The organism is Halorubrum trapanicum, assembly GCF_017873555.1.
GTDB lineage: Archaea > Halobacteriota > Halobacteria > Halobacteriales > Haloferacaceae > Halorubrum > Halorubrum trapanicum.
In genome coordinates this window covers 43,157-67,224 of sequence record NZ_JAGGKE010000011.1, presented here as the reverse complement: position 1 = coordinate 67,224, position 24,068 = coordinate 43,157, and the positions used below count along the sequence as shown (strand labels likewise).

The 24,068-nt window shown below is 68.7% G+C and carries 22 protein-coding genes and 1 tRNA gene; 10 read left to right on the top strand and 13 right to left on the bottom strand.

Features of this window, described 5'->3' with window-relative positions; all coding sequences use genetic code 11:
- Positions 1-40 precede the first annotated feature (40 nt).
- Positions 41-113: transfer RNA gene (locus tag J2744_RS12210), tRNA-Arg, on the top strand.
- Positions 114-1,043: 930 nt separating this feature from the next.
- On the opposite strand, the gene J2744_RS12205 is transcribed toward J2744_RS12210, so the two are convergent.
- Entirely contained in the window at positions 1,044-2,879 is a 1,836-nt protein-coding gene (locus J2744_RS12205) for a cation:proton antiporter domain-containing protein (RefSeq protein WP_210113671.1), read from the bottom strand.
- A 526-nt stretch (positions 2,880-3,405) separates the two neighbouring features.
- Between J2744_RS12205 and J2744_RS12200 the strand changes: the two genes are divergently transcribed.
- Both J2744_RS12200 and J2744_RS12195 read left to right on the top strand, forming a co-directional pair.
- The gene (locus J2744_RS12200; protein WP_210113630.1) at positions 3,406-3,684 is read left to right on the top strand and encodes a hypothetical protein; all 279 of its coding nucleotides are present in this window, start codon (positions 3,406-3,408) and stop codon (positions 3,682-3,684) included.
- 125 nt (positions 3,685-3,809) lie between these two features.
- Complete coding sequence (locus J2744_RS12195) at positions 3,810-4,475, top strand: hypothetical protein (RefSeq protein WP_210113629.1); 666 nt, start codon at positions 3,810-3,812, stop codon at positions 4,473-4,475.
- A gap of 55 nt (positions 4,476-4,530) precedes the next feature.
- On the opposite strand, the gene azf is transcribed toward J2744_RS12195, so the two are convergent.
- The 3 genes from azf to mutS all read right to left on the bottom strand — a co-directional run bounded on the left by azf (position 4,531) and on the right by mutS (position 8,784).
- Positions 4,531-5,436: an NAD-dependent glucose-6-phosphate dehydrogenase Azf gene (gene azf / locus J2744_RS12190; RefSeq protein ID WP_210113628.1), complete on the bottom strand. Its 906-nt coding sequence runs from the start codon at positions 5,434-5,436 to the stop codon at positions 4,531-4,533.
- A gap of 121 nt (positions 5,437-5,557) precedes the next feature.
- Positions 5,558-5,908: a cell division protein SepF gene (locus tag J2744_RS12185; protein ID WP_210113627.1), complete on the bottom strand. Its 351-nt coding sequence runs from the start codon at positions 5,906-5,908 to the stop codon at positions 5,558-5,560.
- A 47-nt stretch (positions 5,909-5,955) separates the two neighbouring features.
- Entirely contained in the window at positions 5,956-8,784 is a 2,829-nt protein-coding gene (mutS, locus tag J2744_RS12180) for a DNA mismatch repair protein MutS (protein ID WP_210113626.1), read from the bottom strand.
- 127 nt (positions 8,785-8,911) lie between these two features.
- On the opposite strand from mutS, the gene J2744_RS12175 reads away from it, so the two are divergent.
- Positions 8,912-9,772 carry a hypothetical protein gene (locus tag J2744_RS12175; RefSeq protein WP_210113625.1) on the top strand — a complete coding sequence of 287 codons (861 nt, stop codon included), beginning with the start codon at positions 8,912-8,914 and terminating at the stop codon, positions 9,770-9,772.
- A gap of 106 nt (positions 9,773-9,878) precedes the next feature.
- Here the strand turns inward: J2744_RS12175 and J2744_RS12170 are convergent, their stop codons facing one another.
- Positions 9,879-10,292, bottom strand: coding sequence for a hypothetical protein (locus tag J2744_RS12170; RefSeq protein WP_245203349.1), 414 nt, complete (start codon positions 10,290-10,292; stop codon positions 9,879-9,881).
- A gap of 215 nt (positions 10,293-10,507) precedes the next feature.
- Between J2744_RS12170 and J2744_RS12165 the strand changes: the two genes are divergently transcribed.
- Positions 10,508-11,389 (top strand): methyl-accepting chemotaxis protein, encoded by an 882-nt coding sequence (locus tag J2744_RS12165; RefSeq protein WP_210113624.1) that lies wholly within the window; start codon positions 10,508-10,510, stop codon positions 11,387-11,389.
- A gap of 74 nt (positions 11,390-11,463) precedes the next feature.
- Positions 11,464-12,261: a ZIP family metal transporter gene (locus J2744_RS12160; RefSeq protein WP_210113623.1), complete on the top strand. Its 798-nt coding sequence runs from the start codon at positions 11,464-11,466 to the stop codon at positions 12,259-12,261.
- A gap of 136 nt (positions 12,262-12,397) precedes the next feature.
- Here the strand turns inward: J2744_RS12160 and J2744_RS12155 are convergent, their stop codons facing one another.
- The gene (locus J2744_RS12155) at positions 12,398-12,787 is read right to left on the bottom strand and encodes a RidA family protein (RefSeq protein ID WP_210113622.1); all 390 of its coding nucleotides are present in this window, start codon (positions 12,785-12,787) and stop codon (positions 12,398-12,400) included.
- Between the two features lie 131 nt (positions 12,788-12,918).
- The gene (thiD, locus tag J2744_RS12150; RefSeq protein ID WP_210113621.1) at positions 12,919-13,767 is read right to left on the bottom strand and encodes a bifunctional hydroxymethylpyrimidine kinase/phosphomethylpyrimidine kinase; all 849 of its coding nucleotides are present in this window, start codon (positions 13,765-13,767) and stop codon (positions 12,919-12,921) included.
- 146 nt (positions 13,768-13,913) lie between these two features.
- Between thiD and J2744_RS12145 the strand changes: the two genes are divergently transcribed.
- Positions 13,914-14,573 carry a DsbA family oxidoreductase gene (locus J2744_RS12145; protein WP_210113620.1) on the top strand — a complete coding sequence of 220 codons (660 nt, stop codon included), beginning with the start codon at positions 13,914-13,916 and terminating at the stop codon, positions 14,571-14,573.
- Positions 14,574-14,615: 42 nt separating this feature from the next.
- Here the strand turns inward: J2744_RS12145 and J2744_RS12140 are convergent, their stop codons facing one another.
- From J2744_RS12140 to J2744_RS12125, 4 genes are all read right to left on the bottom strand, one after another.
- Positions 14,616-15,482 (bottom strand): phosphatase PAP2 family protein, encoded by an 867-nt coding sequence (locus J2744_RS12140; RefSeq protein WP_210113619.1) that lies wholly within the window; start codon positions 15,480-15,482, stop codon positions 14,616-14,618.
- Positions 15,479-17,437 (bottom strand): ABC transporter substrate-binding protein, encoded by a 1,959-nt coding sequence (locus J2744_RS12135; RefSeq protein ID WP_210113618.1) that lies wholly within the window; start codon positions 17,435-17,437, stop codon positions 15,479-15,481. Before J2744_RS12135 ends, J2744_RS12140 begins: the two co-directional genes overlap by 4 nt.
- 87 nt (positions 17,438-17,524) lie before the next feature.
- A complete protein-coding gene (locus J2744_RS12130; protein ID WP_210113617.1) occupies positions 17,525-18,715 on the bottom strand; it encodes a hypothetical protein in 1,191 nt (396 codons plus the stop codon).
- 79 nt (positions 18,716-18,794) lie between these two features.
- Entirely contained in the window at positions 18,795-19,097 is a 303-nt protein-coding gene (locus tag J2744_RS12125) for a DUF7091 family protein (RefSeq protein WP_210113616.1), read from the bottom strand.
- A gap of 149 nt (positions 19,098-19,246) precedes the next feature.
- Between J2744_RS12125 and J2744_RS12120 the strand changes: the two genes are divergently transcribed.
- Positions 19,247-19,678, top strand: a complete 432-nt coding sequence (locus J2744_RS12120) for an HIT family protein (protein WP_210113615.1) — start codon at positions 19,247-19,249, stop codon at positions 19,676-19,678.
- A 167-nt stretch (positions 19,679-19,845) separates the two neighbouring features.
- Here the strand turns inward: J2744_RS12120 and J2744_RS12115 are convergent, their stop codons facing one another.
- Positions 19,846-20,565, bottom strand: coding sequence for a hypothetical protein (locus J2744_RS12115; RefSeq protein ID WP_210113614.1), 720 nt, complete (start codon positions 20,563-20,565; stop codon positions 19,846-19,848).
- 897 nt (positions 20,566-21,462) lie between these two features.
- On the opposite strand from J2744_RS12115, the gene J2744_RS12110 reads away from it, so the two are divergent.
- Positions 21,463-22,299: a P-loop NTPase family protein gene (locus tag J2744_RS12110; RefSeq protein ID WP_210113613.1), complete on the top strand. Its 837-nt coding sequence runs from the start codon at positions 21,463-21,465 to the stop codon at positions 22,297-22,299.
- A gap of 44 nt (positions 22,300-22,343) precedes the next feature.
- On the opposite strand, the gene J2744_RS12105 is transcribed toward J2744_RS12110, so the two are convergent.
- Positions 22,344-22,865, bottom strand: a complete 522-nt coding sequence (locus J2744_RS12105) for a DUF7858 family protein (RefSeq protein WP_210113612.1) — start codon at positions 22,863-22,865, stop codon at positions 22,344-22,346.
- Positions 22,866-23,028: 163 nt separating this feature from the next.
- On the opposite strand from J2744_RS12105, the gene J2744_RS12100 reads away from it, so the two are divergent.
- On the top strand, positions 23,029-24,045 hold the full coding sequence (locus J2744_RS12100; protein ID WP_210113611.1) for a transcription initiation factor IIB: 1,017 nt from the start codon (positions 23,029-23,031) through the stop codon (positions 24,043-24,045).
- Positions 24,046-24,068 lie beyond the last annotated feature (23 nt).

The window sequence follows — 24,068 nt, the reverse complement described above, 5'->3', positions numbered from 1 at the left end:
CCGTAACCGTCTTAAGTTCTACCGCGATACGTAGAGATGAGTCCTGGTAGGGTAGTGGACTATCCTCTTGGCTTGCGGAGCCAGGGACCGGAGTTCAAATCTCCGTCAGGACGTTTTTCGAGGCACCAAACGGCGAGCGTAGCGAGCCGTGCGTGCCTCGAAAAACTCTGCGGAGATTTGAGCAGGAAAGTCGCAGCGGCCGAGCGTAGTGAGGTGCGAGCGCAGCGAGCACCTCAACGAGCGAGCGGCGACGCCGCGAGCAGCGAGGCCGACCGTCTTTCCGAGTTCAAATCTCCGTCAGGACGCTCACTTTGCGGCTGTCTCACTTCGTTCGACAGCCGCAGCGTTCCTGACGTGCCCGACGCTCGCTTCGCTCGCGTCGGACTCCGTCAGGACTTTTTTGATTGTAATCTCACGACGGTTGCGAGCAGTGTGTCGGTCTTGGGCGACACGTTCGGCGATACTTGGTTCTGCGGTGGCGCGCGCCTCCGAGCGCCCGACGGGCGCGAGGAGCGCGTGCGAGGTCGCCGGCGCTACGCGCCGGCTGCCAGAGGGACCTTCGGTCCCTCACTGGAGTCAGTCGCCGGAGCAAAGCGGAGGCGACTGACGAGGCTGGGGAGGTAGAGGTGCTGTGCGGGTGGGACTCAAAGGGGCAGTCGCGAGGCGGGCGCAGGCGAAGCAAGCACTGGAACGAGGGAGCGAACCGAGTGAGCGACCGAGTGAAGCGCGTGGTTCGAGAGAGCTTCGCTCTCTCGTCATCACGAAAGGCGTGAAGCGCCTTTCGAACGACAGCGAGCGTGCGCCTGCCTCGCGGCTGGGGCTTTGGAGGTGTTCACCATCGACTCATGATCGACTATTTTTAGGTAACCGGCTGGCGGTTAAGCGGCCGTCATCGCCGTTTCTCGGTTCGCTGTTTATCAGCGATCGGTCGGAGATTAAGCGGAAGCCATCGGACCGATACCGACTTTTTATAAACGGTCGATCAGCGATCCGATCTCCCACACCCTCGCTCCACGAACGGTCCGAACGACCTGATCCACCGCTTAGTCGTGTGGGTGGAAGCGGTCCATCGCCCGGCGGACCGCGTCGGTGTCACCGATGAACGTCACGTAGTCGCCGATTTCGAGGACGCTGTCCGCCGAGGGGACGCGGTTTTCGCCGTCGCGGCTGACGACGGCGACGAAGGTGCCGTCGGGGATCTGCGCGTTGAGGTCGCGGATCGTCTTGCCAGCGAGCTTCTGGGAGGTCACCTCGACCTCCTGAACGTCGTGGCTGTCGCCGAGCTCGTTCATCCAGTGGGTGAGCGCGGGGCGCTCTATCTCGTCGTCGATGGCGACCGCGGTCGCCGTCGACGCGTCGATACCGGTGACGCCGATACTGTCGAAGGCGTCGACGTTGTCGGGGTCGTTCACGCGCGAATACACGGACTCGACGTCGAACTTGGTGATCGCGAGCTGACACGCGAGGAGGTTGATATCGTCGTCGCCCGTCGTCGCGATGAACCGCTTGGCGTCCTCGATACCCGCGCCGCGAAGCGTCTCGGTGTCGCTGCCGTCGCCCTCGTAAACGGTGTACCCCTCCGAGCGCGCACGCTCGACCACCTCCGGATCCGACTCGACGACCACGACGTACTCGCCCCTGTTCTCCAGTCGTGTGGCGAGCGCCTGGCCGACCCGACCCCCGCCGATGATTATCGTGCGCATTGGTGACACTCCGAGGAACTCGCCGATCTGTCGCGCGAATCCCGCTTCGACGAGGACGGTCGCAAAGATGACCGCGAACACCGTGCCGACGAGCAGCTCGCCGGCCGCGACGCTGCCGGCGAGCTCCAGCTCGATGGCGAACAGCGTCGCCACGCTCGCCGGGATGATCCCCCGCGGCCCGACGCTTGCGATGAACAGCCGCTCGGGCCGGGTGAACCGCTCGACGCCGAGGGTCGCGATGAACGCGCCCAGCGGCCGGAGGACGAGCATGATGACGGCGACGATCGCGATCACGCCGGCGCCGAGCGCGGCGATCGCCTCGACGTCGATCAGCGCGGCGAGCGAGATGAACACGAACGAGAGGACGATCGTGGTCGTGTTCTGCGCGAACTTCTCTATCTCCTCGCGGTTGTCCAAGTCGAGGTTGCCGAGGAGGATCCCGCTCGTCGCGGCCGCCGCGATGCCCGCCTCCGCGGCGACGGCCTCGGCGGCCGCGAACGACCCGATAGCGGCCGCCAGCACGAGGAACTGCGACGCCTGCACGTCGCGTTCGGGGACGAGGTCGCTGTCCAGCAACACGTAGATGATGACGGTGGCGAGCAGCCCCGCGGCGATCCCGACGCCGAACCGCTGAAGGAAGGACAGCACCGTCGCGGGGACGCCGAGGTCGTCGAGCAGCAGCGTCTCGAAGATCACGACCGCGACGATCGCGGCGGTCACGTCGTTGACGATCCCCTCCGTCTCCAGCGCGGTCGCGACGTGGTCCCGCACCCGGACCACGTTGAGGATCGGGGTGATGACGGTCGGGCCGGTCGCCACCAGCAGCGCCCCGATCAGCAGCGCGATCTCCCACTCGCCGTCGGTGAAGGTGTGAACCGCCGCCGCCGTGCCGAGGAACATCACGACCGCGCTGACCGTCACCAGCCGGAGCGACACCGTCGAGGCGCGCCGGATCCGGTCGACCCGAAGCGCGAACGCCCCCTCGAAGACGATGATCGCGACGCTGAGCCCGACGATGATCTCCAACCCGTCGCCGAACGTCTCCAGCGTGACGAGGCCCAGCACCTCCGGACCCAGCACCACCCCAATCGCGAGGTAGAAGATGACGCTCGGCACCCGAAGGCGGTGAGCGAGTAGCTGTACCGCGAGCCCCGACACGAGAATCACCGCGATCACCGGCAGCAGGCTACTGGACACGTCTACCGGCGGTATGCCCTCCGCCCCCCTTAGTGTACTGGTGGATCGGTCGCGTGGACTGTATAGTCGACCCGATCGGCTCGGCCGACTCGACTTCTCCGGCCGACCCGACTTCTCCGGCCGGCTCGACGCGACGGCCCGGCCGCGCCATTGGTTCACACACGCAGAGAACTATTAATTCGGTTCCGTCACTCGGTGAGAACGCGCCCGGTCGGTCCCCCACCGCCGGGTGGAAACCCATGACCGTCCGCGACCCCATCCCGACGTTCGCCCCCCGCCGGAGCGTCCGGAAGCGGGTCCGCGGACCGGTCGCCGCTCTCCTCGGCACCCCCGCCGCGTGACCCCGAACGGGAGACGGCCGACTCGTGCCCGAAGCGAGCGCCGCCTTCCCTCGGACGTTCCCCGACACCGCTTCGTCGCCCGCAGACCGCACGACGCCGTCCTCGGCGACCGAACCGACTCGAACCGCGAGGCGGACGCCTCGCGCCGCGATCCACATCCGACGATGAATCCAGACCGATCCCCCTCCAGACGCACCGTCCACCCCGATCTGTACGCGAATCCCCACCGGTCGGCGGCCCTCCCGTCACTCGGCGTCGCGATCGCCTTCGCGGCGCTGCCGGTGTTGACGGTCGCGGCCCTCTCGTTCCCGACCGCGGCCGCGGTCGCGCTGGCGGCCCTCTGCGGCGCGATCGCCGGCGCGGCGCTTCACCGGCGGTACCCGAGCGCGGTCGACCGGACGATCCGCCTGCCGGACGACGAAGGCGCCGTCCGAGAGACCTGATCCGCCCGCCGCGGGCGACGATCTCTCCCCCGCTGACCGCTCGCCCTCCGCTCCCCCGCTGACCGCTCGCCCTCTGCCGGTCGCGGAACTCGCCATTTATCAGTCGTCGCCGCCGACCGCGAGGCGTGACCGACCGCGACTCCGGGCAGAACGAAAACGCGCGCGACACGCCGTCCGCGTTAGCCGCGATCACCGCCGGCGCCGCGCTGTTCAACGAGGACCGGTTCCTCGCGGCCCGCGACGTCTGGGAAGGCGAACGGCGACCGCCGGACGGCGGCGATAACGACGGCACCGAGCGGCTGCTCCGGGGGCTAGCGGCGACCGCGGCGGCGACGCAGGGCGCGATCGACGGCGACCGCTCCGAGACGATCGAACACGCACAGGCCGCCGCCGCGGCGCTGAACGGAGTCGCCGACCCGCAGGGGATCGCGATCGAACCCGTCCGCGAGTGGGCGGAGCGACTCGCTGCGGCCCCGAGAGACGTGGAGTCGGCGAGCGTGCCGCGGATTCGCGTCGGCGACGAGACGCCGGGTTTCGACGGGCTGTCGCTCGTCGGGGCGGGGATCGCGGCGCCGGCGCTGGCGAGGACGGGGGAGCCGGGCGACGCGGAGGCGCTCGCGACCGCGGCCGACCTCGCGCGCGAAGAGCGCGGGACGGGCCGGACCCGCTTCGCGGAGCTGCTGTTCGCGTACCTCCGCACCCCCGACGCGCGGCCGCAGGTGGCGGCGCGGCTGCGCGATCACGTCGATATCGAGGAGCGGAAGCGGCGCGACGTCGACGACCTGTTTTAGCGGCGCGGTATCGCGGCGTCGGAGCGGCGGCGCGGGCGACGGCCACCGGGATCGATCAGGCGTCGTCGCTCGGCGCATCGGGGTCGGCGGGGAAGTTGGGTTCCGCGGGCGCGTCGTCGTCAGCGTCGGGCGCGTCGGAATCGGCAGCGGACCCCTCCCCCGCCGCGTCAACGTCACGGTCCGCCTTCGGTTCGCCCTCGAAGGTGTAGTCCGCGGAGTTGTCGGCCGGATCGTAGCCGAGCGCCTCGCGGGCGCGTTCGATCGAGTAGTAGCGGCGGTCGTTGTCCGAGATGCCGTACACGATCTCGTAGCCGTAGTCGGCCCGGAGACACCGGTCGAACAGGTGCGCGCAGTCGCGGTGCGAGAGCCACATCGCCTGCCCGCGCTCGTACTCGCGGGGCGGGTGGTCCCTGGTGAGGTTCCCGATGCGGACGCAGACGACGCTCATGCCGAACTCGTCGTGGTAGAAGCGCCCGAGCGACTCGCCCGCCGCCTTCGAGACGCCGTAGAGGTTGCCGGGGCGGGGGAGTTCGGTGCCGTCGAGCCGGTAGTCGTCGTCGGGGCGGTACAGGTCCGGCGTACGCTCGTCGGTCTCGTAGCCGCCGACGGCGTGGTTCGAAGAGGCGAACGCGAACTTCTCGACGCCGGTCTCGGCGGCGGCGCGCATCACGACCTGCGCCCCGTCGATGTTGTTTCGGAGGACCGAGTCCCACGGCGCCGTCTTCCGGGGGTCGCCGGCGAGGTGGATCACCGCACCGACGTCGGCGACCGCCTCGCGGACGGCGCGCTCGTCGGTGATGTCGGCGACGTACCGGTCGGCGTCGGTGACCCCGTCGGGCACCTTCGCGGCCGGGAGCGGCTCGCGGTCGAGGAGTCGCCACTCGTAGTCGTCGCCGAGACCGCGGAGGATGGCCTGTCCCACCCGTCCGCCGGCGCCCGTCAGCAGGACCGGCTCGTCCATTCGACTCTACGTGGGCGGGAGAACGGCATATATGACACGGTTCGACCGGTACGCCCGGGTCCGGGTCGCAGATGCGGGATACCTGGAGGAGAGGCGGATCGAGACCGCCGGAACGAGGTGCCTACAGTTTCTGTCGCGAGACCTTCACGCCGGTGGGAGTGACGATGATCTGGTCGTCGCCCTTCTGGACGATGTCGCCGTCGACCTCCTGGACCACCTGCCGAAGCTCGTCGTAGACGTGTTCTATCGTCCGGTCCGACGTGGAGTGGCGGGTGATGTCGGCGATGACGAAGTCGCCGTCGTAGACGGCGTCTTTGATCGGAATGATGTCGCTCTGATCGCCGATTTCGGCGAAGTGTACCTGCGTACCCGTCTCCGCGTGCGCGTCGGCGAAGTCGTCCGTGTCGAGCTCGACGTAGTCGTCGACGGAGCGGCTCCCACTTCCGCCGAGGATCTTGCTCATGATGCCCATACACACCACACGACGAGGTCGGACATTAGTTCTTACGTCAGACGCAGTCAGTCCAGCCGCTCCTGCCACTCCTGGACCCGCGAGAGCAGCTCCACCGGGGGGATCTCCGCGACATCGACGTCGCTCAGCTCCTCGATCACGGCGCGGGTGTCGGGATCGAGGCGGTCGGTCTCCGCGGTCTCCGCGGTCTCCGCGGTCTCCGCGCCCCCCACGTCGTCGGCTGCGGCCGACCCGGAAGCCGTCCCGTTTCGACCCGTTTCCGAGGCCGAGGCGTCGGCCGCCGTCGCTCCACCCTCGTCGCTCCCCGAGAACGACCCGGACGAGAGATCGAACACGACCTGCCGCGTGTCGCCTCCAGCCTCGCCGCCGAGCCCCTCGCCGGCGTCGCTCCCGCTCCCCCGCGAGCCGCCGCGGGCCTCGATCGCCTTCTCCTCGCGGAGCCGGTCGAGGACCTCGTCCGCGCGGGAAACGACGGGGTCGGGGACGCCCGCGAGGTCGGCGACGTGGACCCCGTACGAGCGGTTCGTCGGCCCGTCGCGGACGGTGCGGAGGAACGTCACCTCGCCGTCGCGCTCGTCGACGGCGACGTGGACGTTCGCGACGCGCGGGAGGTGGTCCGCGAGCGTCGTCAGCTCGTGGTAGTGGGTGGCGAAGAGGGTGCGCGCGCGGACCTCGTTGTGGAGGTACTCGGTCGCGGCCCACGCGATGGAGATGCCGTCGTAGGTGGCGGTACCGCGGCCGACCTCGTCGAGGATGACGAGCGAGTCCTCGGTCGCCGAGTGGAGGATGTTCGACAGCTCCTGCATCTCGACCATGAACGTCGACCGGCCCTGCGCCAGCTCGTCGAGCGCGCCGACGCGGGTGTAGATGCCGTCGACGAGTCCGACCTCGGCGGCGCGGGCGGGGACGAACGAGCCGGCCTGCGCGAGCAGCTGGATCAGCGCGGCCTGCCGCATGTACGTCGACTTCCCGCTCATGTTCGGGCCGGTGACGATGAGGAAGCCGCGCTCCGCGTCGAGCCGCAGGTCGTTCGGCACGAAGTCGGTCGTCCCCTCGACGACGGGGTGACGGCCGGCCTCGACGTCGAGCCGCCGATCCTCGGTCAGCTCCGGGCGCGTCCAGTCACGCCGGGCGGCGTGGGTCGCGAGCGAGGCGAGCGCGTCGAGTTCCGCGACAGCTCGCCCGGCGTCCTGGAGCAGCTCGGCGCGCTCGGCGACGCGCTCGCGCAGCGCCTCGAACAGTTCGTACTCCAGCTCGCCGCGGGCCTCCTCCAGCCGGAGTACCTCCCGCTCCTTCTCCGCCAGCTCGTCGGTGACGAACCGCTTGGAGTTCTTCAGCGTCTTGATCTCGCGGTAGTGCTCGGGCACCTGATCCGCGACCGACTTGCCGACCTGGATGTAGTAGCCGTCCGTCTTGTTGCGGTCGACGGTGACGTGGCTGAGTCCGTGCTCGCGCTTCTCGCGCTCCGCGAGCCCGTCGAGCCACGAGTTCACCGACTCGTGGCGCTCGATCAGCTCGTCCAGCTCGTCGTCGTACCCCTCCTTCAACAGCCCGCCGCCGGTCTTCGCCTTCGGCGGGTCCTCGGCGAGCGCCTCGGCGAGCTCCTCGCGGAGTCCGGCGGCGAGGTCGCGGTCGACCCGGTCGAGAACGGCGGCCGCCGGGGAGTCGGCGAGGGCGGTGCCGTCGATCGCGTCCGCGAGGTCCGGGAGCAGCGCGAGCGTGTCGCGGACCGAGAGCAGTTCGCGCGCGCCCGCGCTCCCGCTCGTCGTGCGCGCCGCGAGGCGTTCGAGGTCGTACGCGTCGCCGAGGACCTCCCGGATCCGGTCGCGCGCGAGCGCCGCGGACGCCAGCGCCTCGACCGCGTCGAGCCGGGCCGCGAGCGTCTCGCGGTCGCGTCGCGGGCGGGTGAGCCACTCGCGGAGCAGCCGCCCGCCGGCGGCCGTGACCGTGTGGTCGACGGTGTCGAACAGCGAGCCGTCGGCGTCGCCCCGCATCGTCTCCGTGATCTCGAGGTTGCGCTGCGTGGTCGCGTCCACGTCGACCCGGTCGTCGGCGCCGTAGGCGGTCAGGCGGGTCATCGAGGCCAGCACGCCCGCGCCCGTCTCCTCGACGTACGAGAGGACCGCGCCCGCGGCGCGGACCGCGAGCGCCGAGTCCAGTCCGACGCTGTCGGTCGTCTCGCGGCCGAACTGCTCGCGTACCGCGTGCTTCGCGCGCCCCGTCGCGAACGCCTCCGCGTCGAAGGCGGTGACGCGTCCCGAGAGGTCCTCGCGGACCGCGGCGAGCAGTCCGTCGTCGTTGCGTACCCGCGGCCCCGGGAGTACCTCGGCGGGGTCGAACCGGTAGAGTTCGGCGCGCAGGTCCCCCCCGTCGTCGACCGTCGTGGCGAGGAACCGCCCCGTGGTCACGTCGGCGAAGGCGAGTCCGTACGGGCCGTCGGCGTCGGCGCCGCCGTCGGCGTCTCCGGTTCCGCCGCTCGTCCCGGCCCCGCCGGACCCGTCCTCCTCCCGCACCACCGCCGCGAGGTAGCGCGCGTCGTCGTCGCTCGTTTCGAGGACGGTCCCGGGGGTGACGACGCGGACGATCTCGCGGGCATGGTCGCCCCCGTCCGTCTCGTACTGGTCTGCGACCGCGACCCGGTAGCCGCGCTCGACGAGGGCGTTCACGTACGGCGTCAGCTCCGAGAGCGGCACGCCCGCCATCGGGTACGACGAGCCGTGAGAGGACTTCTGCGAGATCGAGAGGTCCAGCTCGTCGGCGACAAGCTCGGCGTCGTCCGCGAAGAACTCGTAGAAGTCGCCGCACTGCATCGCGAGCACGTCCGCGTCCGTCTCCGCCTTGAGATCGAGGAACTCCCCGACGATCCCCGTTGCCATATGTCCGTACTCCCGCCGTGCGCGGCTAAAACCCTGCGGGTCCGCGGACGACTGCGCCCGCGGGACGGTCGGCGGGAGCGGGGCCCGGCGGCCGTAGTTACAAGCTCCCGCCGCGCGTAGGGGGTGTATGGACACGCCGGGCGGCTCGCTCGTCGACCGGATCCGACAGCCAGAGTACACCGGCGAGAACCGCTGTCTCCCCTGTACCGTCGTCAACGTCGCGATCGGAGTCGCGCTCGGCGCGGCGGTCGCCGTCGCCGTCGCCCCGCCCGTCGGCGCGGCCGCGACGACGGTCTCGCTCGCGGCGGTCTGGCTGCGCGGCTACCTCGTGCCGGGCACGCCCGAACTCACGAAGCGCTACCTCCCTAAGTCGGTGCTCCGACTGTTCGGGAAGGCGCCGACGGGCGCGACGCGGGCGTCGGCGGACGCGTCGCGAGGGGCGTCACCCGACGGGACCGCCGTCGACCCGCAGTCGTACCTGCTCGACGCCGGCGCGCTCGTCGAGACCGACGACGGGAGCGACCTGACGTACGCCCCGTGGTTCGCGTCGGCGTGGCGGGACGCGCTCGACGACGCCCGGAAGGCGGACGACGCCGCGGCGGTCGCGCGGCTCGCCGACGTGGACGCCGCCGACGAGCCGGGGCTGTCGGTCGAGGAGCGGGGGAACGCGGTGTTCGCCGCCGTCGACGGCGATCGGATCGGCCACTGGGTGTCGCAGCCGGCGTTCCTCGCGGACGCCGCCGCGGACCGGGTGCTGCGAGCGAACGACGACGGGTGGACCGACCTCCCGCAGCCGGCGCGGAGCGAGGTGCTCGGCGGGCTGCGGCTGTTCGTCGAGGAGTGTCCGGCCTGCGGGGGCGAGGTGACGGTCGGAGAGGAGGTCGTCGCGTCCTGTTGTACCACCCGCGACGTGGTTGTCGGGCGCTGTGAGGGCTGTGAGGCTCGCATCTTCGAAATCGAGCCTGCCGGGCTCGGCGGAGCCGAGTGACCGGTGACGCGGGATGGGAGATCCGGTGGCCTCGTCTCACTATCCGCCCGGCGTCGTCGGGGTGACCACGCCACGCAAAAAGGGGAGCGTCAGTCGCCGCGTCGCGTTACTGGTCTCGCAGCCACGCCTTCGCTTCCTCGTTGCTCGCGAACGCGCGGAACTCGAACTCGGGGGCGATCGAACTCAGCTGTTTCTCGACCTCCTCCATCTCCATGCTCGCGATCGCGGAGTCCGCGTACACGCCGGCGCCGCGCGTCACTCCCTTATCGATGAGGTCGGGGACCCACTCCTCGCCGAGCCATCGCTTGTCGGCGTCGTCGTGTGCGGTCACGCCCGCGGTGTTCACGATGTACTTGTCCGCGTTCCGGTCCGCGATGATCTCCTCCCAGCGCCGAGCGCCCTCGCGGAACGCCTCGCCGGCGGCGTACTCGTCCCACGTGAACACGGGGAGGTCGAGCGACGCGTCCCACTCGACGGTGTAGATGTCGGTCTCCTCGATCACTGTCGTCGATGTTGCCATGCTTACAATCGGCCAACACTTCCTGAAAAGCGTTTTCCAGCAATTATCATACCGGAGATTTTGAGAATGACTGCGTTCGAGACGTTGTCCACAAGCAACCACTTACACGGCCACAGAACCCTGAATTACTTCCGATCCTACACCGCTCCTGTTGCGTTATCCGTTCTGGTAATTTCACCGTCAATTTAACCACCGCCCCGGGGGGAGAGGTTCGTATGGCAACCCGATCGAACGGATCTGAGGCGGATGACCCTCCTGAATCGGACGTGCAGGCGGAAATCGGCGAGACCGTAGAGCAGCTGCTCCGGATCTCGCAGATCGTTTCGAAAGGGTCGAACGAGGTGACCGAGCTGACCGAAGAGCAGTCGGCGTCCATGCGGGAGATCTCCGAGGAGGTGTCGAACCTGTCGGCGACGGTCGAGGAGATCGCCGCCAGCGCCGAGGAGGTCGAGACGGTGAGCAGCCACGCCCAGGAGCTGACCGAGGAGGGGTGTGCGGTCGCCGAGAACGCGATCGACGCGATGGAGACCGTCGAGTCGGCCAACGACGAGGTGTCCGAGACCGTCTCGCGGCTCGAAGACCGGATCGGGCGGATCGACGAGATCGTCGACGTGATCGACGACATCGCCGACCAGACGAACATGCTCGCGCTGAACGCCTCCATCGAGGCGGCCCGGGCGGGCGAGGCGGGCGACGGCTTCGCGGTCGTCGCCGAGGAGGTGAAGAATCTCGCGGAGGAGTCACAGCGGAACGCGGAGGACATCGAGGAGCTGGTCGACGAGATCAAAGCGGACACCCACGAGACGAGCGAACGGATCGAGAACGCGAGCGACGAGGTCCGAACGGGTCTCGACCGGGTCGACGAGACGGTCGACGTGCTCCACGACATCGACGACGCGGTCACCGAGGCCACGGAGGGCGTCGGCGAGGTTGCCGACGCGACGGACCAGCAGGCCGCCTCCACCGAGGAGGTGTCGTCGATGATCGACTCGGCGGCCGACACCGCCGACGACGTCGCGGCCGAGGCGGAGCGGATCGGGGCGGCCAACGAGGAGCAGACCGAGAAGATCGACGAACTGGGCGAACTCGTCGAGTAGCGCCCGGCGACCGCCTTCCCGGGACGCGGATGCGCCCACCGGAGTTATCACCGAGACGGGCGTACCGCCGCCCGATGGTCGCGCTCGACGCCTACGCGTTCGTCTTCGTCGCCGGCCTGATCACGGCGCTGGCGACCGGGATCGGGGCGCTGCCGTTCTTCTTCTTCGACGCCATCAGCGACCGCGGGAACGTTGCGCTGTGGGGGTTCGCGTCGGGGATCATGCTGTCGGCGTCGCTGTTCGGCCTGATCCAAGAGGGGCTCGCGGAGGGGACCCCCGCGGAGATCGGGATCGGGATGCTCGCGGGCGTCGTTCTCGTCGTCCTCGCGCACGACGTGTTGACCGACGCCGAGATCGACCCGCGGGAGTACGCGGAGGCCGACTTCAAGAAGCTACTTCTGATCCTCGGCGTGCTGACGGTCCACAGCTTCCCGGAGGGGATCGCTGTCGGCGTCTCCTTCGCGGACCTCGGACTGGAGGGCGGCACCGCGCTGTTCGGCTTCACGGTCCCGCTACTGGCCGTGTTCATGACCGTCGCCATCTCGATCCACAACGTCCCGGAGGGGACGGCCATCTCGATCCCGCTGCGGGCGATGGGCGTCTCGAAGTGGAAGATGGTGTGGTGGTCGGTGTTCTCCAGTCTCCCGCAGCCGATCGGGGCCGTGATCGCGTTCGCGTTCGTGCGGTACGCCCGCGAGTTCCTCCCGTACGGCTTCGGCTTCGCCGCGGGCGCGATGATCTACCTCGTCTGCTCGGAGTTCATCCCCGAGGCGCTGGAGACCGGTTCCGACCTCCCGCACGGCGGCAGGCGGATCCTCGGCGGCGGCGTCGCGCTCGGCGCCGCGCTGATGGTCCCGTTGGCGTATTTATAGGAATGAGCGGCGTGAATCACTTCGAGGTTAAGCTCCGGGGCATTCCCCTTGTATTCCGTAAAGTTAGCAGTTGATCGGTTCTCGTCTTCAATCTCAGTACAGAGGACTCACGAATCGCTCAGTACAGGGGAGGGACTTACTCAGAGATAATCGCAACCGCCTCGATCTCAACGAGTAACTCCGGATCGATGAGGCGATTCACCTCCACCATGCTGGTGGCTGGGCGAACGTCACGAAACACTTCACCATGGGCCTCACCGATTGCCTCCCACTCATCGATATCGGTGACGAACATTCGAGTTCTGACCACGTCCTCAAGTGATGTATCAGTCTCTCGAAGGGCGTCTTCGATGTTCTGGAGTGCTTTTTTCGTCTGTTCGTACGCGTCGTCTTTGCCAACTATATCACCAGCATCGCTAGTCGCTGTCGTTCCAGAAACGTGTACTTGAGAGCCCTTTTGAACGGCCCGAGAGTACCCGACTTTCGACTCCCATTCGGTTCCAGACGATATTCGTTTCCGTTCCATAGTTCAGGCTCATAGTCGTTATTGAAAGAGGTTCGGTCGGTGAGACGCACGTTCGCTGACCGGCCGTCTCGACAGAGATCGTCTCCGAAGAACCGGAACTCGGCAGAGTCAGACGATAGCGTTTCGACCACTCACTCCTTGCCTAACACCGTCGGGTTGACCGCGCCCGGTCCCTCACCCGCGTCGTAGCCGCGCCGGACCGCCTCGGTCATCTCCTCGACCGCGGCGCCGACCGCTCCACGAATCGGCTCTCCTCTCGCCAGCCGTGCCGCGATCGCACTCGACAGCGCGCAGCCGGAGCCGTGGGTCGCGTCGGTGTCGATCCGCGGCGTCTCGAAGCGGTCGACGGTCGGGACGGTCCCGTCACCGCCCGCGCCGTCGGCCTGAACGAGCGTGTCGACGACGACGTCACCGTCGACCGACCCGCCGTCGAGGTGCCCGCCCTTCACCAGCGCCGCGTCCGCGCCGAGCGCGACGAGGTCGCGGGCCGCGCGCTCGGCGTCGGCCGGGGTCTCGACCGCGTCGCCGGTCAGCACCGCGGCCTCGTCGGCGTTCGGCGTGACGAGCGTCGCGGCCGCGATCAGGTCCTCGTAGGCGTCCTCGGCGGTGGGAGAGAGCAGTCGATCGCCGGTCGCCGCGACCATCACGGGATCGACGACGACCGGGGCGTCGGCGTCCGCGACCGCCTCGGTCACCGTCTCGACGATTTCCGCGGTCGCCAACATCCCCGTCTTGACCGCCCCGACGGCGAAGTCGTCGTCGACCGCCGCGTACTGGGCCGCGACGTGGTCGGCCGGGAGCGGGTGGACGTCCTCGACGCCCCGCGTGTTCTGTGCGGTCGTCGCCGTCACGACCGCGGTCCCGAAGACGCCGTGCGCGGTCATCGCGGTCAGGTCCGCCTGGATTCCCGCCCCGCCGCCGCTGTCGCTGCCGGCGATCGTCAGCGCGACCGGCGGGTCGACCGGATCGTACTCGGGCATACGCGGTGGTAAAACTTAGTTGTATTAATTGGTAGTGGTTTGGGATCGACGCGGACGGTCCGCACGCCGGGCGAGCGCCACCGTGCGCGTCGCGCCCACGCTGCCGTCGCCGAACGACCTTTTCGGCTCCGGGGCGTAGCGGGGGCATGGCAACCGACTCCGACGCGGCGTCCGGCGCCGACGAGCGCGAGGCGATCACCGTCTACTCCGACTACGTCTGCCCGTTCTGCTTCCTCGGGCGGCGGTCGCTCGCGAACTATCAGGAGACGCGCGAGGAGCCGCTCGACATCGACTGGCACCCGTTCGACCTCCGGGCGGGCCAGCGCGGGCCGGACGGCGAGATCGACGGCGACGCCGACACCGGAAAAGACGAGGAGTACTACGAGCAGGCCCGCGAGAACGTCCGCCGGCTTCAAGCGGAGTACGGCGCCGAGGAGATGGAGCTGGAACTCGCGAGCGACGTCGACTCGCTGCCCGCGCAGATCGTCTCGGTCCGCGTTCGCGAGACCGCGCCGGACGCGTGGCTCGCGTTCGACGAGGCCGTCTTCGACGCGCTCTGGCTTGAGGGCCGCGACATCGGCGACCGCGACGTGCTCGGCGATATCGCGGCCGAGATCGACGGTCTCGAACCCGGAGTCGTCGACCGCGCGCTCGACGACGACGACCTCCGCGAGCGCGTCACCGAGCTGTTCGACGCCGCGAGGCGACAGGGCGTCACCGGCGTCCCGACGTTCGCGTACGACGGTCACGCGGCCCGCGGCGCGGTCCCGCCGGAGCAGCTCGAACGGCTCGTCGAAGGGGTCTGATCGCGGGTCGCCGAACGGCGACACCGACGGAACCTCCGCGGATCAGTCGTCCGCGCCGGTCCCGGAGCCGGGACACTCCCCGTCCGCGTCGCCGCTCGGTTCGGCGGCGTCGCTCCGGGGGTCCACGAGGCGATACGCGAGGGCGACGGAGCCGAACGCGAGCGCGAAGCCGGCGACGACGTCGGTGAGCCAGTGGATGCCGAGGTACATCGTCGCGACGACGACCGACAGCGAGAGCGGGACCGCGACCGGAGTCCACAGCGGGTACTCCTCGCGGGTCAGCACCGCAAACGTACCCACGGTGACCGAAAGCGAGGTGTGGAGCGACGGGAAGACGTTCGTGTTCACGTTCACCTCGGTCGCGAGGAGCATCACGTCGGGCTGGTTGGTGAACAGGAGCGGCGTCACCATGTCCGGCATCACGTTCCGCGGTCCGTAGGCGAACACCGCCGTGTACAGCGCCAGCCCGATCGCGTAGTTGAGCGCGTACGCGACGAGGACGCGCCTGAGCGTCGCCGTCCGCGGAAGCGCGAGGTACGCGACCACCGGGAACGCGAGCAGGAACGCGTAGCCGTACACGTACACCCACGAGAAATACGCGGTCAACGCCGGGAGGGCGAACGTCGCCTGAACCCACGCGACGAACCCGCCCTCCAGCCCGTAGATGAGCGCCGTCGCCTGGAGACCGAACAGCTCCGAGACCGACTGAAGCGAGCTCCGGCCGATCGCGCTGGCGAGCAGCACCGCACACAGGACCGCGACGGCCCGGCGCGCGTCCCACAGCCGCGCGCGAAGCCCGCTCCACGCCTCGCGGAGCCGGGCCGGCCCGACGATCGCGACGCTCGCAACCGCCAGCATCGTCCCGACCCACGCGACGACCGACGCGAGGACGGACAAAAACGGCGTCATTGCCCCCGCGAGAGCAGCCGTCCCTCGTCGTCGAAGCGGTATCCGATGTCGCGAAGCTCCGCCCTGGCGGCCGCGACGTCCAGCGATCCCCCGTCGTCGAAGAACGGGTGAACGGGGTCGGTCTCGCCGGTCCACGTCAGCGATTCCGGAACCGCGTCCGCCGACGCCGCGAGCGGGGAGGTCGCCGCCTTCGCGTACCCGTTGAACGCGTCCTCGACGACCGCGGACTTGTCGATCAACCGCGCGATGACCGCGCGGAAGCGAGGGTTCGACAGCGGGCTCCGCCGCACGTTGTACCCGACGTGATAGAACGCCGCCGATCGGCCGCTCACGAGCCGGGCGTCGTCCGAGCGGCCGATCCGCGGGACCGACGCCGGACCGAGGTTCGAGGCGGTCGCGTCCGCGAGCCCCTCGGCGACCGACTCCACGGCCGAAATGTCCGACGGCAACACCTCGATCCGGAGTCGATCGAAGGCAGGCTTCCCGTGGTATCTGGACGGGATTCCCCCACGCGGGTCCGTCGTCTCCTCGGCCGCCTCGGCGTCGTCTGACGCCGGGCGGCCGAGGAAGTGGTCGGGGTTCCGTTCGAAGACGACCGACTCCCCCGCGGTCGCCTCGACGAAGCGCAGCGGACCGCTGCCGACCGGATCGGGGTTGTTCGAGACGACCGCCTCCGTCGTCTCGAAGTCGAACTCGAAGCCGGCGATCGTCGCCGCGTCTGTCCGCTCCGACCAGACGTGTTCCGGGAGTATCGGCGCCTGAAGCGCCCGAGAAACGGCCGTCTCGTTGACGTCGGGGACGGTGAGACGAACGGTCGCGTCGTCGAGGACCCGCTCGTCTTCGACGAGGGAGCTCCGACCGCGGAACCGCGGGGTCGGAACCGGCGTCTCGACGTTCCCCAGCGACGTGTCCCGGAGGAACTCGTAGGTGAACGCGACGTCGCTCGCGGTCACGGGTTCACCGTCGTGCCACCGAGCGTCGCGGAGCGAGACGTCGACGGCGTCGTCGTCGACCCGCTCCCAGTCGGCCGCCAGCCACGGGACGACGGACTCGCCGTCCGCGCGGACGAGCGGGTCGTACAGCAGCCCGGTGAACGTACCGTACTTCCGGTACTCCGCGGCGATCGGGTTCCAGTTCTCGGTGATGCGGTCGTCGGTCGTCACGAGTCGGAGGACATCTCCGCCGCCGTCGTCCGTATCGGCTCCGTCGCCGTCGTCCGCGTCACCCGTGTCACCAGTCATCGCGTTGCCCGTCGTCACGTTGCCCGTCGTCGCGTTTCCGTCCGTCCCGGAACCACCGTCTCCCGAGTCGGTGTCGCCTCCCGAGCCGTCATCGGGAGCGACCGCGTCGAGTTCGAGGAGTCCGGTGACCGAAAGCGGCTGGCGGCCCTCCGTCCACCCCTCGAACCGGTTCCTCCGGACGGCGGTGAGCGCGTCGGGAAACGCGACGACGGAGAAGGGTTGGCGGTCACACAACGTCTCTTGGAGCGCGTCGACGGCGTCGGCCCGTTCGTCTCCCGCTACCCGGCGCTGTCGGTCCAGCAGGTCGTCGACCGCGATCTCCGTGAGACCGAAGGGGTTCTGCCACCCGGATTCCGCGATGAACTTCGAGTGGGTCAGGCCGTACAGCGCGTCCGGATCGAACGGCTCCGTCTCCACGAACTGCCCGACGTAGATGTCGAAGTTCTGGTTGATGAGCACCTTCCGCCAGAGGTCGGTCTGTCCGACGGTGTTGAGTCGGACATCGATGCCGACCGCGGTCAGGTGTTCTTCGAGCTGTCTCGCGATGCGGATCCCGTTGGGGTCGTCGTCGGCCGGCGTGGTGTTGATCTCGAGGGTCAGCTGCGAGTGAGGGTCGCGTCCGGCGATGTTCTCAGTGCGACCGAGACAGCCGGCGCTGGCGGCCGCGAGGCCGAACCCGGCGAGCGCCGCGCGTCGGCTGATCGGTCGCGTCATCTGTTCGTCTCCCCTTGTTTTCAGCCAACCGGTATATCTCTTCTGTGCTGTTCCGCCTCGAGACGGCGCGCCGACGCGATCGACCGCTCAGATCACGTCCATCAGCGGGAGCGCCAGTCCGACGGCCCACGCCGCCAGCCCGGCGACGGCGACCGGCCGGTCGGCGGCCGCCCGCCCGATGGCGACGACGCCGAGCGCGGCGAGGAGCGCCACGCGGTGGACGATGAGGGCGGGCGGGACCGCCACGCCGAGCGCGGCGAAATCGGCGAGGAAGCCGCCGCCGAGACCGACGACGACGGCCAGCGCGGCGGCAGCCGGGTCGGACCGCGGCGCGCGCCAGACGACCAGCGCGGGCAGCCCGAGCGCGAGGGCGAGGTACAGCGGCGCCGCGATGGCCTTCGGCGAGGCGCCCGGCAGCGCCGCCTCCAGCGTCACGCCCGCGACGCGGACGCCGACGAGGACGGCGCCGAGCGCGAGACCCAGCGTCGCCGCGGCGGCGTGTCGTCCCGCGTCGGTGCGGAGCCGGCGAAGGAGGTCGGCGGCCGCCTCGCGGGTCCGCCGGCGGAGCAGCGCCCCGGCGAGCGTCGCCGCCGCGGCCAGTTCGATCACGGAGAGCCAGCCGTCGCTGCGCCCGCCGTCGATGCCGCGGTACTCGCGGCGGACGTCCGTCGCGCGGTCCGACTCGACGAACTCGTCCACCAGCCGCGTCGCGGGCGCGTCGATGTCAGGGACGGTGTGGCGGAGCCGGAACCAGTCGTAGTACTCCTCGTGGGCCTGTATCGCGGTGTAGGTGCCGTCGGGCGACTCGTAGGCGCGGAGGTGGTCGCGGACCCCGAGGTACGCCCCGTCGTGGAGTTCGAACGTCTCAGTGAGCCACGCGCCGCCGGTCGGTCCCTCGACGTACGAGTAGCGGAGCGAGCTGTGGGCGTCCCGCCAGTCGCGGCCGACGAACTCGCGGACCTGATCGTCGTCGGCGGTCGCCTCGCTCTCGTTCGGGCTCGTCTCCTCCCAGTCCGCGGCCGGGTCACCCTCGATGGCGGCCCGGGTCGTCTCGGCGTCGGCGTGGAACACGACGTTGATCGCGAGCGTCCGCCCCTCGACGGTCCTGCTCCGGCTCGTGTACGGCCAGAGCCGGTAGTCGCCGTCGACCTCGATGAGGCGGTCGTCGGCGACGTCGTCGACGGCCGGCTCCTCGGTCGCCCCGGCGAAGAACCCGGAGAGAACGAGACCGACACCGACGACGACGAGGAGGGCGACGACGACGCGAGCCCGTTTCATGCGGGCCACGAGAACCGCGGGACACAAACCTGTTCGGGTGGAGTCGGCACGCCGCGGCGAGGGAGTTCGGGAGGGGCGGTCACCAGGTCTCGACGACGCCGTCGCGGACGTCCTCCGCGCAGCCCTCGCAGTCGGGGTGACCCGACTCGAAGCAGGTCGGGCGCCCCTCGGCGTCGACCGGCACGGTCCGGCGCTCCGCGTGGCGGCGGCAGACGATGCGGGCGCGGCCGTCCCCGTCGGTCGGGAGGCCGAACCGCGCCGCGGCGGCCGCGTCGCCCTCGGGGTCGTCGCGCCCCTCGGCGTAGGCGCGTTTGGCCTCCTCGAACTGCTTGCCCGCCTTCCGGAGCTTTTGGCGGATGACGCGTTCGAACCGGTCGTCCATACCCCGCCGTTTCGGCGCGCCGGATATAGGTCCGTTGGCGGGCCGAGCGGGGAACGGTCCTCGGACGCCCCTCGACGGCGACACCGCGAGGAACGCCGTCACCGCGCCTCCGGGAAACCTTGATGGGACGCCCGAGCGATCGGTCGCGTATGTCCGACGACTGTATTTTCTGTTCGATCGTCGCCGGCGACATCCCGGCGCGGACCGTGTACGAGACCGACTCGGTGCTGGCGTTTCTGGACGCGAACCCCCTCGCTCGGGGGCACACGCTGGTAATTCCCAAGTCGCACGCGCAGCACGTCGGCGACCTCGACGCCGCCCTCGCGGGCGACCTGTTCGACGCGGTCGCGTCGCTCACGCCGAGAATCCAGGACGCGGTCGACGCCGACGGCGCCAACGTCGGCGTCAACGACGGCGAGGCGGCCGGCCAGGAGGTCCCACACGTCCACGTTCACGTCGTTCCGCGGTTCGAGGGCGACGGGGGCGCGCCGATCCACGCCGTCGCGGGCGCCCGGCCCGACCTCTCCGACGACGAGATCGACGCCGTCGCCGAGGACGTGGCGGCCGCGATAGACGGGTAGTGGAGAGGTAGGATCGGTGACGATTCGGATCACGGTTGGAGAGCGGGTCGAATCAGATCTCGGAAATGACAATAATATCAGTATAGCACTTGAGGTCCAGAGTTTATTTGTCGGAAACGGTTGTGGACACCTAATTAAAATCGTTTGAAATACAACAAAATATTTATTTAATCCTCAATCATATCCACGGGTGACTCTTCCATCGCAGAAAAAACAGATTCCTTGAAATTCTCTAAATTATCAAAGTCAGACGTTTCGTAGATCTCGAAACCCTCCTTGGTGGAAATACCGATAGATGCATTTTCTTCACCCTCCCAGAGGTGATTAAGCATATGGTCATGATAGGTCCGATCGTGAGAAATGTAATCGTGTTGACGTAACCACCGGAGCTCTTCAAATGATTCTCGACCTGCTTTATATTTAGACATTAGTTTATCTGGGTCCGGTTCTTCTCGATTTATATTAATATCAACAGAAATATTGATTAAAAATCTATCACTATCATCTAACTGGGTTATGACAGATCGGATCCCACCAGCAAGCGTGCTTTCAAAGCGGCTTTTTGCCTTCTCTATATCTTCGTTTTCTACGTCCAGAATCATCCTAAATAGGACAGATATCACACGTAGTACAATTACATCGCCGTTTTCGTCTGACGGGAAGAGATCCTCAGCTATTAATTTTCTATCCTTGTTTGAGATCATACGTCTCAAAAAGGAGATATCCAGTAGCCCATGTTTGATTCGCTTTCTAATTCGGTAACGCGCATCTCTCTTTGACTGACCAGATAGTTCCTTTTCTCCTCCCAAGAATTTTCGATCTGACGGGGTGAGTATTCCTCTCTCTCGCTCAACGTCATCAGCGTCGTAATCGTTGGTTTCTGTCATGGTAATCGTAGCTTAATACGGACTATAATCTTGATCCGTCGCCCAGTATGGAGTATACTTGGCGTCAAGTATTTATATCCTCACCCTGAACCAGTTAAGTGGGAGGATAGGAGAATCCTACGACTCACGATCGGTGTGAAGTACACCTGGCCCACCTGCCAAGCTCCAACCCATGTCAGGTGGGCACAGGGCAGAACCACCCTGCGAGCCACCGGAACTAACTCCCGTGACTGTGGGTTATCTGCTGCATCTCACGGTCTGTACGGGCAGGATTTAGTTCTTGTGTCTGGCTCAAGGGGCTCCAGATCAACGAATTCAACCCATGAGCTCCAAGAGTTCGGGTAATACAACTGCCCGACACGACATCGTACAGTACCTCGGCAACAATAGCGGATGGCACGAAGTAGCAGACATTGCCAATGCGGTTGGCTATAGTCACAACCACGCGTTGTCAACCGGTAAGCAGTTGGCACGAGATGAAGCCACAGGGGTCGAGGGGAGGAAGAATCACTCAAAGCCGGTGGTTGGCTACTACATTAATGGAAGCCTAGAGGTACCTGGAAGTAATCGGCAGGAGGTTGTTCGACTCATCAGAGTCCATTCGGATTCACATCCCAGCCTCGAAGGGATGTCGATGGATGAACTATATAAGTGCCTCCGTAATGTTGCCTCTGGCACGGTAACCTTAGAGTACAAGAGAGAGTTCCGAATCCGCTAGCTGACTGACGGCCCCGCAGAGTTCCTCTCACAGTTCGCCAGCGACCTCGGGGCGACCTCGCCGTCGAGAGTCGCACCGATCCACGCGGCGGCCGAGGAGGTCGCGGCCGAGATCGACAGCTGGCCGGACCGCCGCTCGGCTTCGCTCTTTTTAAGAACCGGCTCCGGCGAGACCGGGGCATGCAGGCGACGACGCTCGCGCTGGTCGGGGCGACCGGCGGCGCGGGAACGACGCGGACCGCGGTCGAGCTGGCGGCGATGGGCGCGCGCGACGGCGACGACGTCGCGGTCGTCGACGCCGCGTTCACGACACAAGGGCTCTCCGAGTACGTGGCCGGGCGGATCGACCCGGACCTCACCGCGCTCCTCACCGACGATCCGGACGCCGCGCTGTCGGCGGCGGCGTACCCGATCGCCGGAACGCGCGAGGACGCCGAGCTGTCGGGGGTCGGCGGCGGAAGCAGAGCGAACGGCGGGAGCGACGCGCCGGACCTCGCGGGACGCGTCGATGCGATACCCGCGAGGGCGCCCTTCGAGCGCGTCGCGCGGGCAAAGACCGCGGAGGCCGCCCGGAAGCTGGAGCGCCGCATCGACGAGGCGGCGACGACGTACGACGCGGTGGTCGTCGACGCCGCGCCGGCCGGCTCGAACGAGGCGGTCGCGGCCGCGACGAGCGTCGACCGCGCGGTCGCGGTCAGGCCGGCGACGGCCCACGGCAGCGACGCGGCACAGCGGCTCCGGGGGCGGATCGCCGACGTGGGCGGGAGCCTCGACGCGACGCTCGCGGTGGAGCGACCCGGAACCGGCGGCGGCGGAGGCGACGAAGAGCGCGACGACGGCGACGCCGGCGTCGGCCGCGTCCCACCCACCGATCCCGAGGTCGCGGCCGCGCCGACCGCGGCGACGGGAGACGACGCGTACGCGCGGGCGATCGCGGCCGCCTACGAGACCGCGTTCGACACCTCGCTCGGCGTGGAGTTCCCGGAGAAAGGGCTGATCGAACGGTTCACGCCGTAAGCCGGGTCGCCTAAGCTCGAAGTCGAGAAGAGCGATATCGGCCCTCAGCGGAGCCCGTCGGTGGAGCCGAGCGCATCGCCGAGGGGGTCGTCGCCGCCGAGTCCGTCCCCGAGCGGCGCCGAGCCGGCGACCTGCGCGTCGACCGCCTCCGCGACGGCGTCGACCGGATCGTGCGTCTCGACGTACGTCGCCAGCGCGAAGTCCGCCTCGTCGCCGCCGGTGAGTTCGACGGCCTGGCTCCGGGAGGTCCGGCCCGCGAGCCAGTCGCGGACCACGTCGCGCCCGGTCGGGGAGAGCGGGCAGACGCCCGCGACGCCGCACCGGTGGAGCGCCTTCGCGGCCGTCATCGGGGAGACCCCCGCCTCCCGGGCCGCGTCGCCGACGCTCCGGCCGGCGGTGTAGGCGTCGACGAGCGTGGCGGTCGCCGCGGGCGTACACGGGAGCGACTCGGCGTGGTCCGACAGGCGATCGACGAGCGGCGTCTCCGTGTCGTCCGCGAGCGCGACCCCGCGGTCTTGCTGGCGCGAGGTCACCTCGACCCCGGCCGCGATATCCGACAGCGTCATGCGAGCCGATGGGCCGCACGGAGGGTTAAAACCACCGTACTGCGGCGCCGTCGGCCGCCGGATCACCGAACGGTAACCGGTCGGTTCGAGCGTCGCGATCGGGCCGATCGACCGCCGATCCACCCGGGTTTAAGTAAGGCATCGGGCCGGAGTTCGACGTGTGATGAGTGACGCACGCTCGACCCGCGTTCGTTCGCCCCGTACCGAGACCGACGACGTCGCGACGACGGACCGCGCCGCGACAGCCGACCGCGCCCGGGCGGCCGACGAGACCGCCCGCGACGAGACGGCGGGCGGCGAGACCGCGTCCGCCGACGAGACCGGCGACCGCGAGACGTGTCCGGAGTGCGGCGGCCGCACGCGCGTCGAGGGCGCGGAGCGCGTCTGTACCGACTGCGGGCTGGTCGTCGATGCCGACCGGATCGACCACGGCCCGGAGTGGCGGTCGTTCGACGACGACGACGCGAACCCCAAGCGCACCGGCGCGCCGCTGACGCGCTCGCGGCACGACCGCGGCCTCTCGACGGAGATCGGCCGGTCGACGAAGGTGAAGGGCCGCAAGCGGCGGCGGCTCGCCCGGATGCGGACCCAGCACAACCGCGCGCAGATCTCGACGAAGCGCGACCGCAACAAGGTGTACGCCTACACCGAGATCCGGCGGCTCACCGGGGTCATGGGGCTGCCGGACAGCGTCCGCGACGCCGCCTGCGCGCTGTTCGACTCCGCGCAGGACGAGAGCCTGCTCCGCGGGCGCTCGCTGGAGGGCTTTTCGGCCGCCTGCGTCTACGTCGCCTGCCGCACCGCCGACGTGGCCCGCACCGTCGGCGAGGTGTGCGCCGAGGCGAAGGCGACGGAGGACGAGCATCAGGCCGCCTTCGACGCGATGAACCGCGAGCTCGGCCTCCCGATCGCGCCGAGCGGCCCCGCGGAGTACCTGCCCCGGTTCGCCAGCGACCTCGACTGTGACCCCGCCGTCGAGCGCCGCGCGGGCGAACTCGCCGAGCGCGCCGTCGAGGAGGGGATCGCGAACGGCCGCAACCCGGTCGGGGTCGCGGCCGCCTGCCTCTACACCGCGGCCCGCGAACTGGACGCGGAGTGCACCCAACAGGAGGCCGCCGACGTGGCGGACGTGACGCCCGTGACCGTCCGCCGGACGTACGTCGATCTGACCGACGAGTAGGAAACCCGCGTAATACCGACGCT

What these genes read in the sequence shown, in the direction of transcription:
- J2744_RS12120 (WP_210113615.1), top strand. Translation starts at nt 19,247, where the DNA reads ATGTCCGACGACTGTATTTTCTGTTCGATCGTCGCCGGCGACATCCCG.
- thiD (WP_210113621.1), bottom strand. Translation starts at nt 13,767, where the DNA reads ATGCCCGAGTACGATCCGGTCGACCCGCCGGTCGCGCTGACGATCGCC.
- J2744_RS12135 (WP_210113618.1), bottom strand. Translation starts at nt 17,437, where the DNA reads ATGACGCGACCGATCAGCCGACGCGCGGCGCTCGCCGGGTTCGGCCTC.
- J2744_RS12165 (WP_210113624.1), top strand. Translation starts at nt 10,508, where the DNA reads ATGGCAACCCGATCGAACGGATCTGAGGCGGATGACCCTCCTGAATCG.
- J2744_RS12185 (WP_210113627.1), bottom strand. Translation starts at nt 5,908, where the DNA reads ATGGGCATCATGAGCAAGATCCTCGGCGGAAGTGGGAGCCGCTCCGTC.
- mutS (WP_210113626.1), bottom strand. Translation starts at nt 8,784, where the DNA reads ATGGCAACGGGGATCGTCGGGGAGTTCCTCGATCTCAAGGCGGAGACG.
- J2744_RS12140 (WP_210113619.1), bottom strand. Translation starts at nt 15,482, where the DNA reads ATGACGCCGTTTTTGTCCGTCCTCGCGTCGGTCGTCGCGTGGGTCGGG.
- J2744_RS12155 (WP_210113622.1), bottom strand. Translation starts at nt 12,787, where the DNA reads ATGGAACGGAAACGAATATCGTCTGGAACCGAATGGGAGTCGAAAGTC.
- J2744_RS12115 (WP_210113614.1), bottom strand. Translation starts at nt 20,565, where the DNA reads ATGACAGAAACCAACGATTACGACGCTGATGACGTTGAGCGAGAGAGA.
- J2744_RS12175 (WP_210113625.1), top strand. Translation starts at nt 8,912, where the DNA reads ATGGACACGCCGGGCGGCTCGCTCGTCGACCGGATCCGACAGCCAGAG.
- J2744_RS12100 (WP_210113611.1), top strand. Translation starts at nt 23,029, where the DNA reads ATGAGTGACGCACGCTCGACCCGCGTTCGTTCGCCCCGTACCGAGACC.
- J2744_RS12200 (WP_210113630.1), top strand. Translation starts at nt 3,406, where the DNA reads ATGAATCCAGACCGATCCCCCTCCAGACGCACCGTCCACCCCGATCTG.
- J2744_RS12160 (WP_210113623.1), top strand. Translation starts at nt 11,464, where the DNA reads ATGGTCGCGCTCGACGCCTACGCGTTCGTCTTCGTCGCCGGCCTGATC.
- J2744_RS12125 (WP_210113616.1), bottom strand. Translation starts at nt 19,097, where the DNA reads ATGGACGACCGGTTCGAACGCGTCATCCGCCAAAAGCTCCGGAAGGCG.
- J2744_RS12130 (WP_210113617.1), bottom strand. Translation starts at nt 18,715, where the DNA reads ATGAAACGGGCTCGCGTCGTCGTCGCCCTCCTCGTCGTCGTCGGTGTC.
- J2744_RS12110 (WP_210113613.1), top strand. Translation starts at nt 21,463, where the DNA reads ATGCAGGCGACGACGCTCGCGCTGGTCGGGGCGACCGGCGGCGCGGGA.
- azf (WP_210113628.1), bottom strand. Translation starts at nt 5,436, where the DNA reads ATGGACGAGCCGGTCCTGCTGACGGGCGCCGGCGGACGGGTGGGACAG.
- J2744_RS12170 (WP_245203349.1), bottom strand. Translation starts at nt 10,292, where the DNA reads ATGGCAACATCGACGACAGTGATCGAGGAGACCGACATCTACACCGTC.
- J2744_RS12105 (WP_210113612.1), bottom strand. Translation starts at nt 22,865, where the DNA reads ATGACGCTGTCGGATATCGCGGCCGGGGTCGAGGTGACCTCGCGCCAG.
- J2744_RS12145 (WP_210113620.1), top strand. Translation starts at nt 13,914, where the DNA reads ATGGCAACCGACTCCGACGCGGCGTCCGGCGCCGACGAGCGCGAGGCG.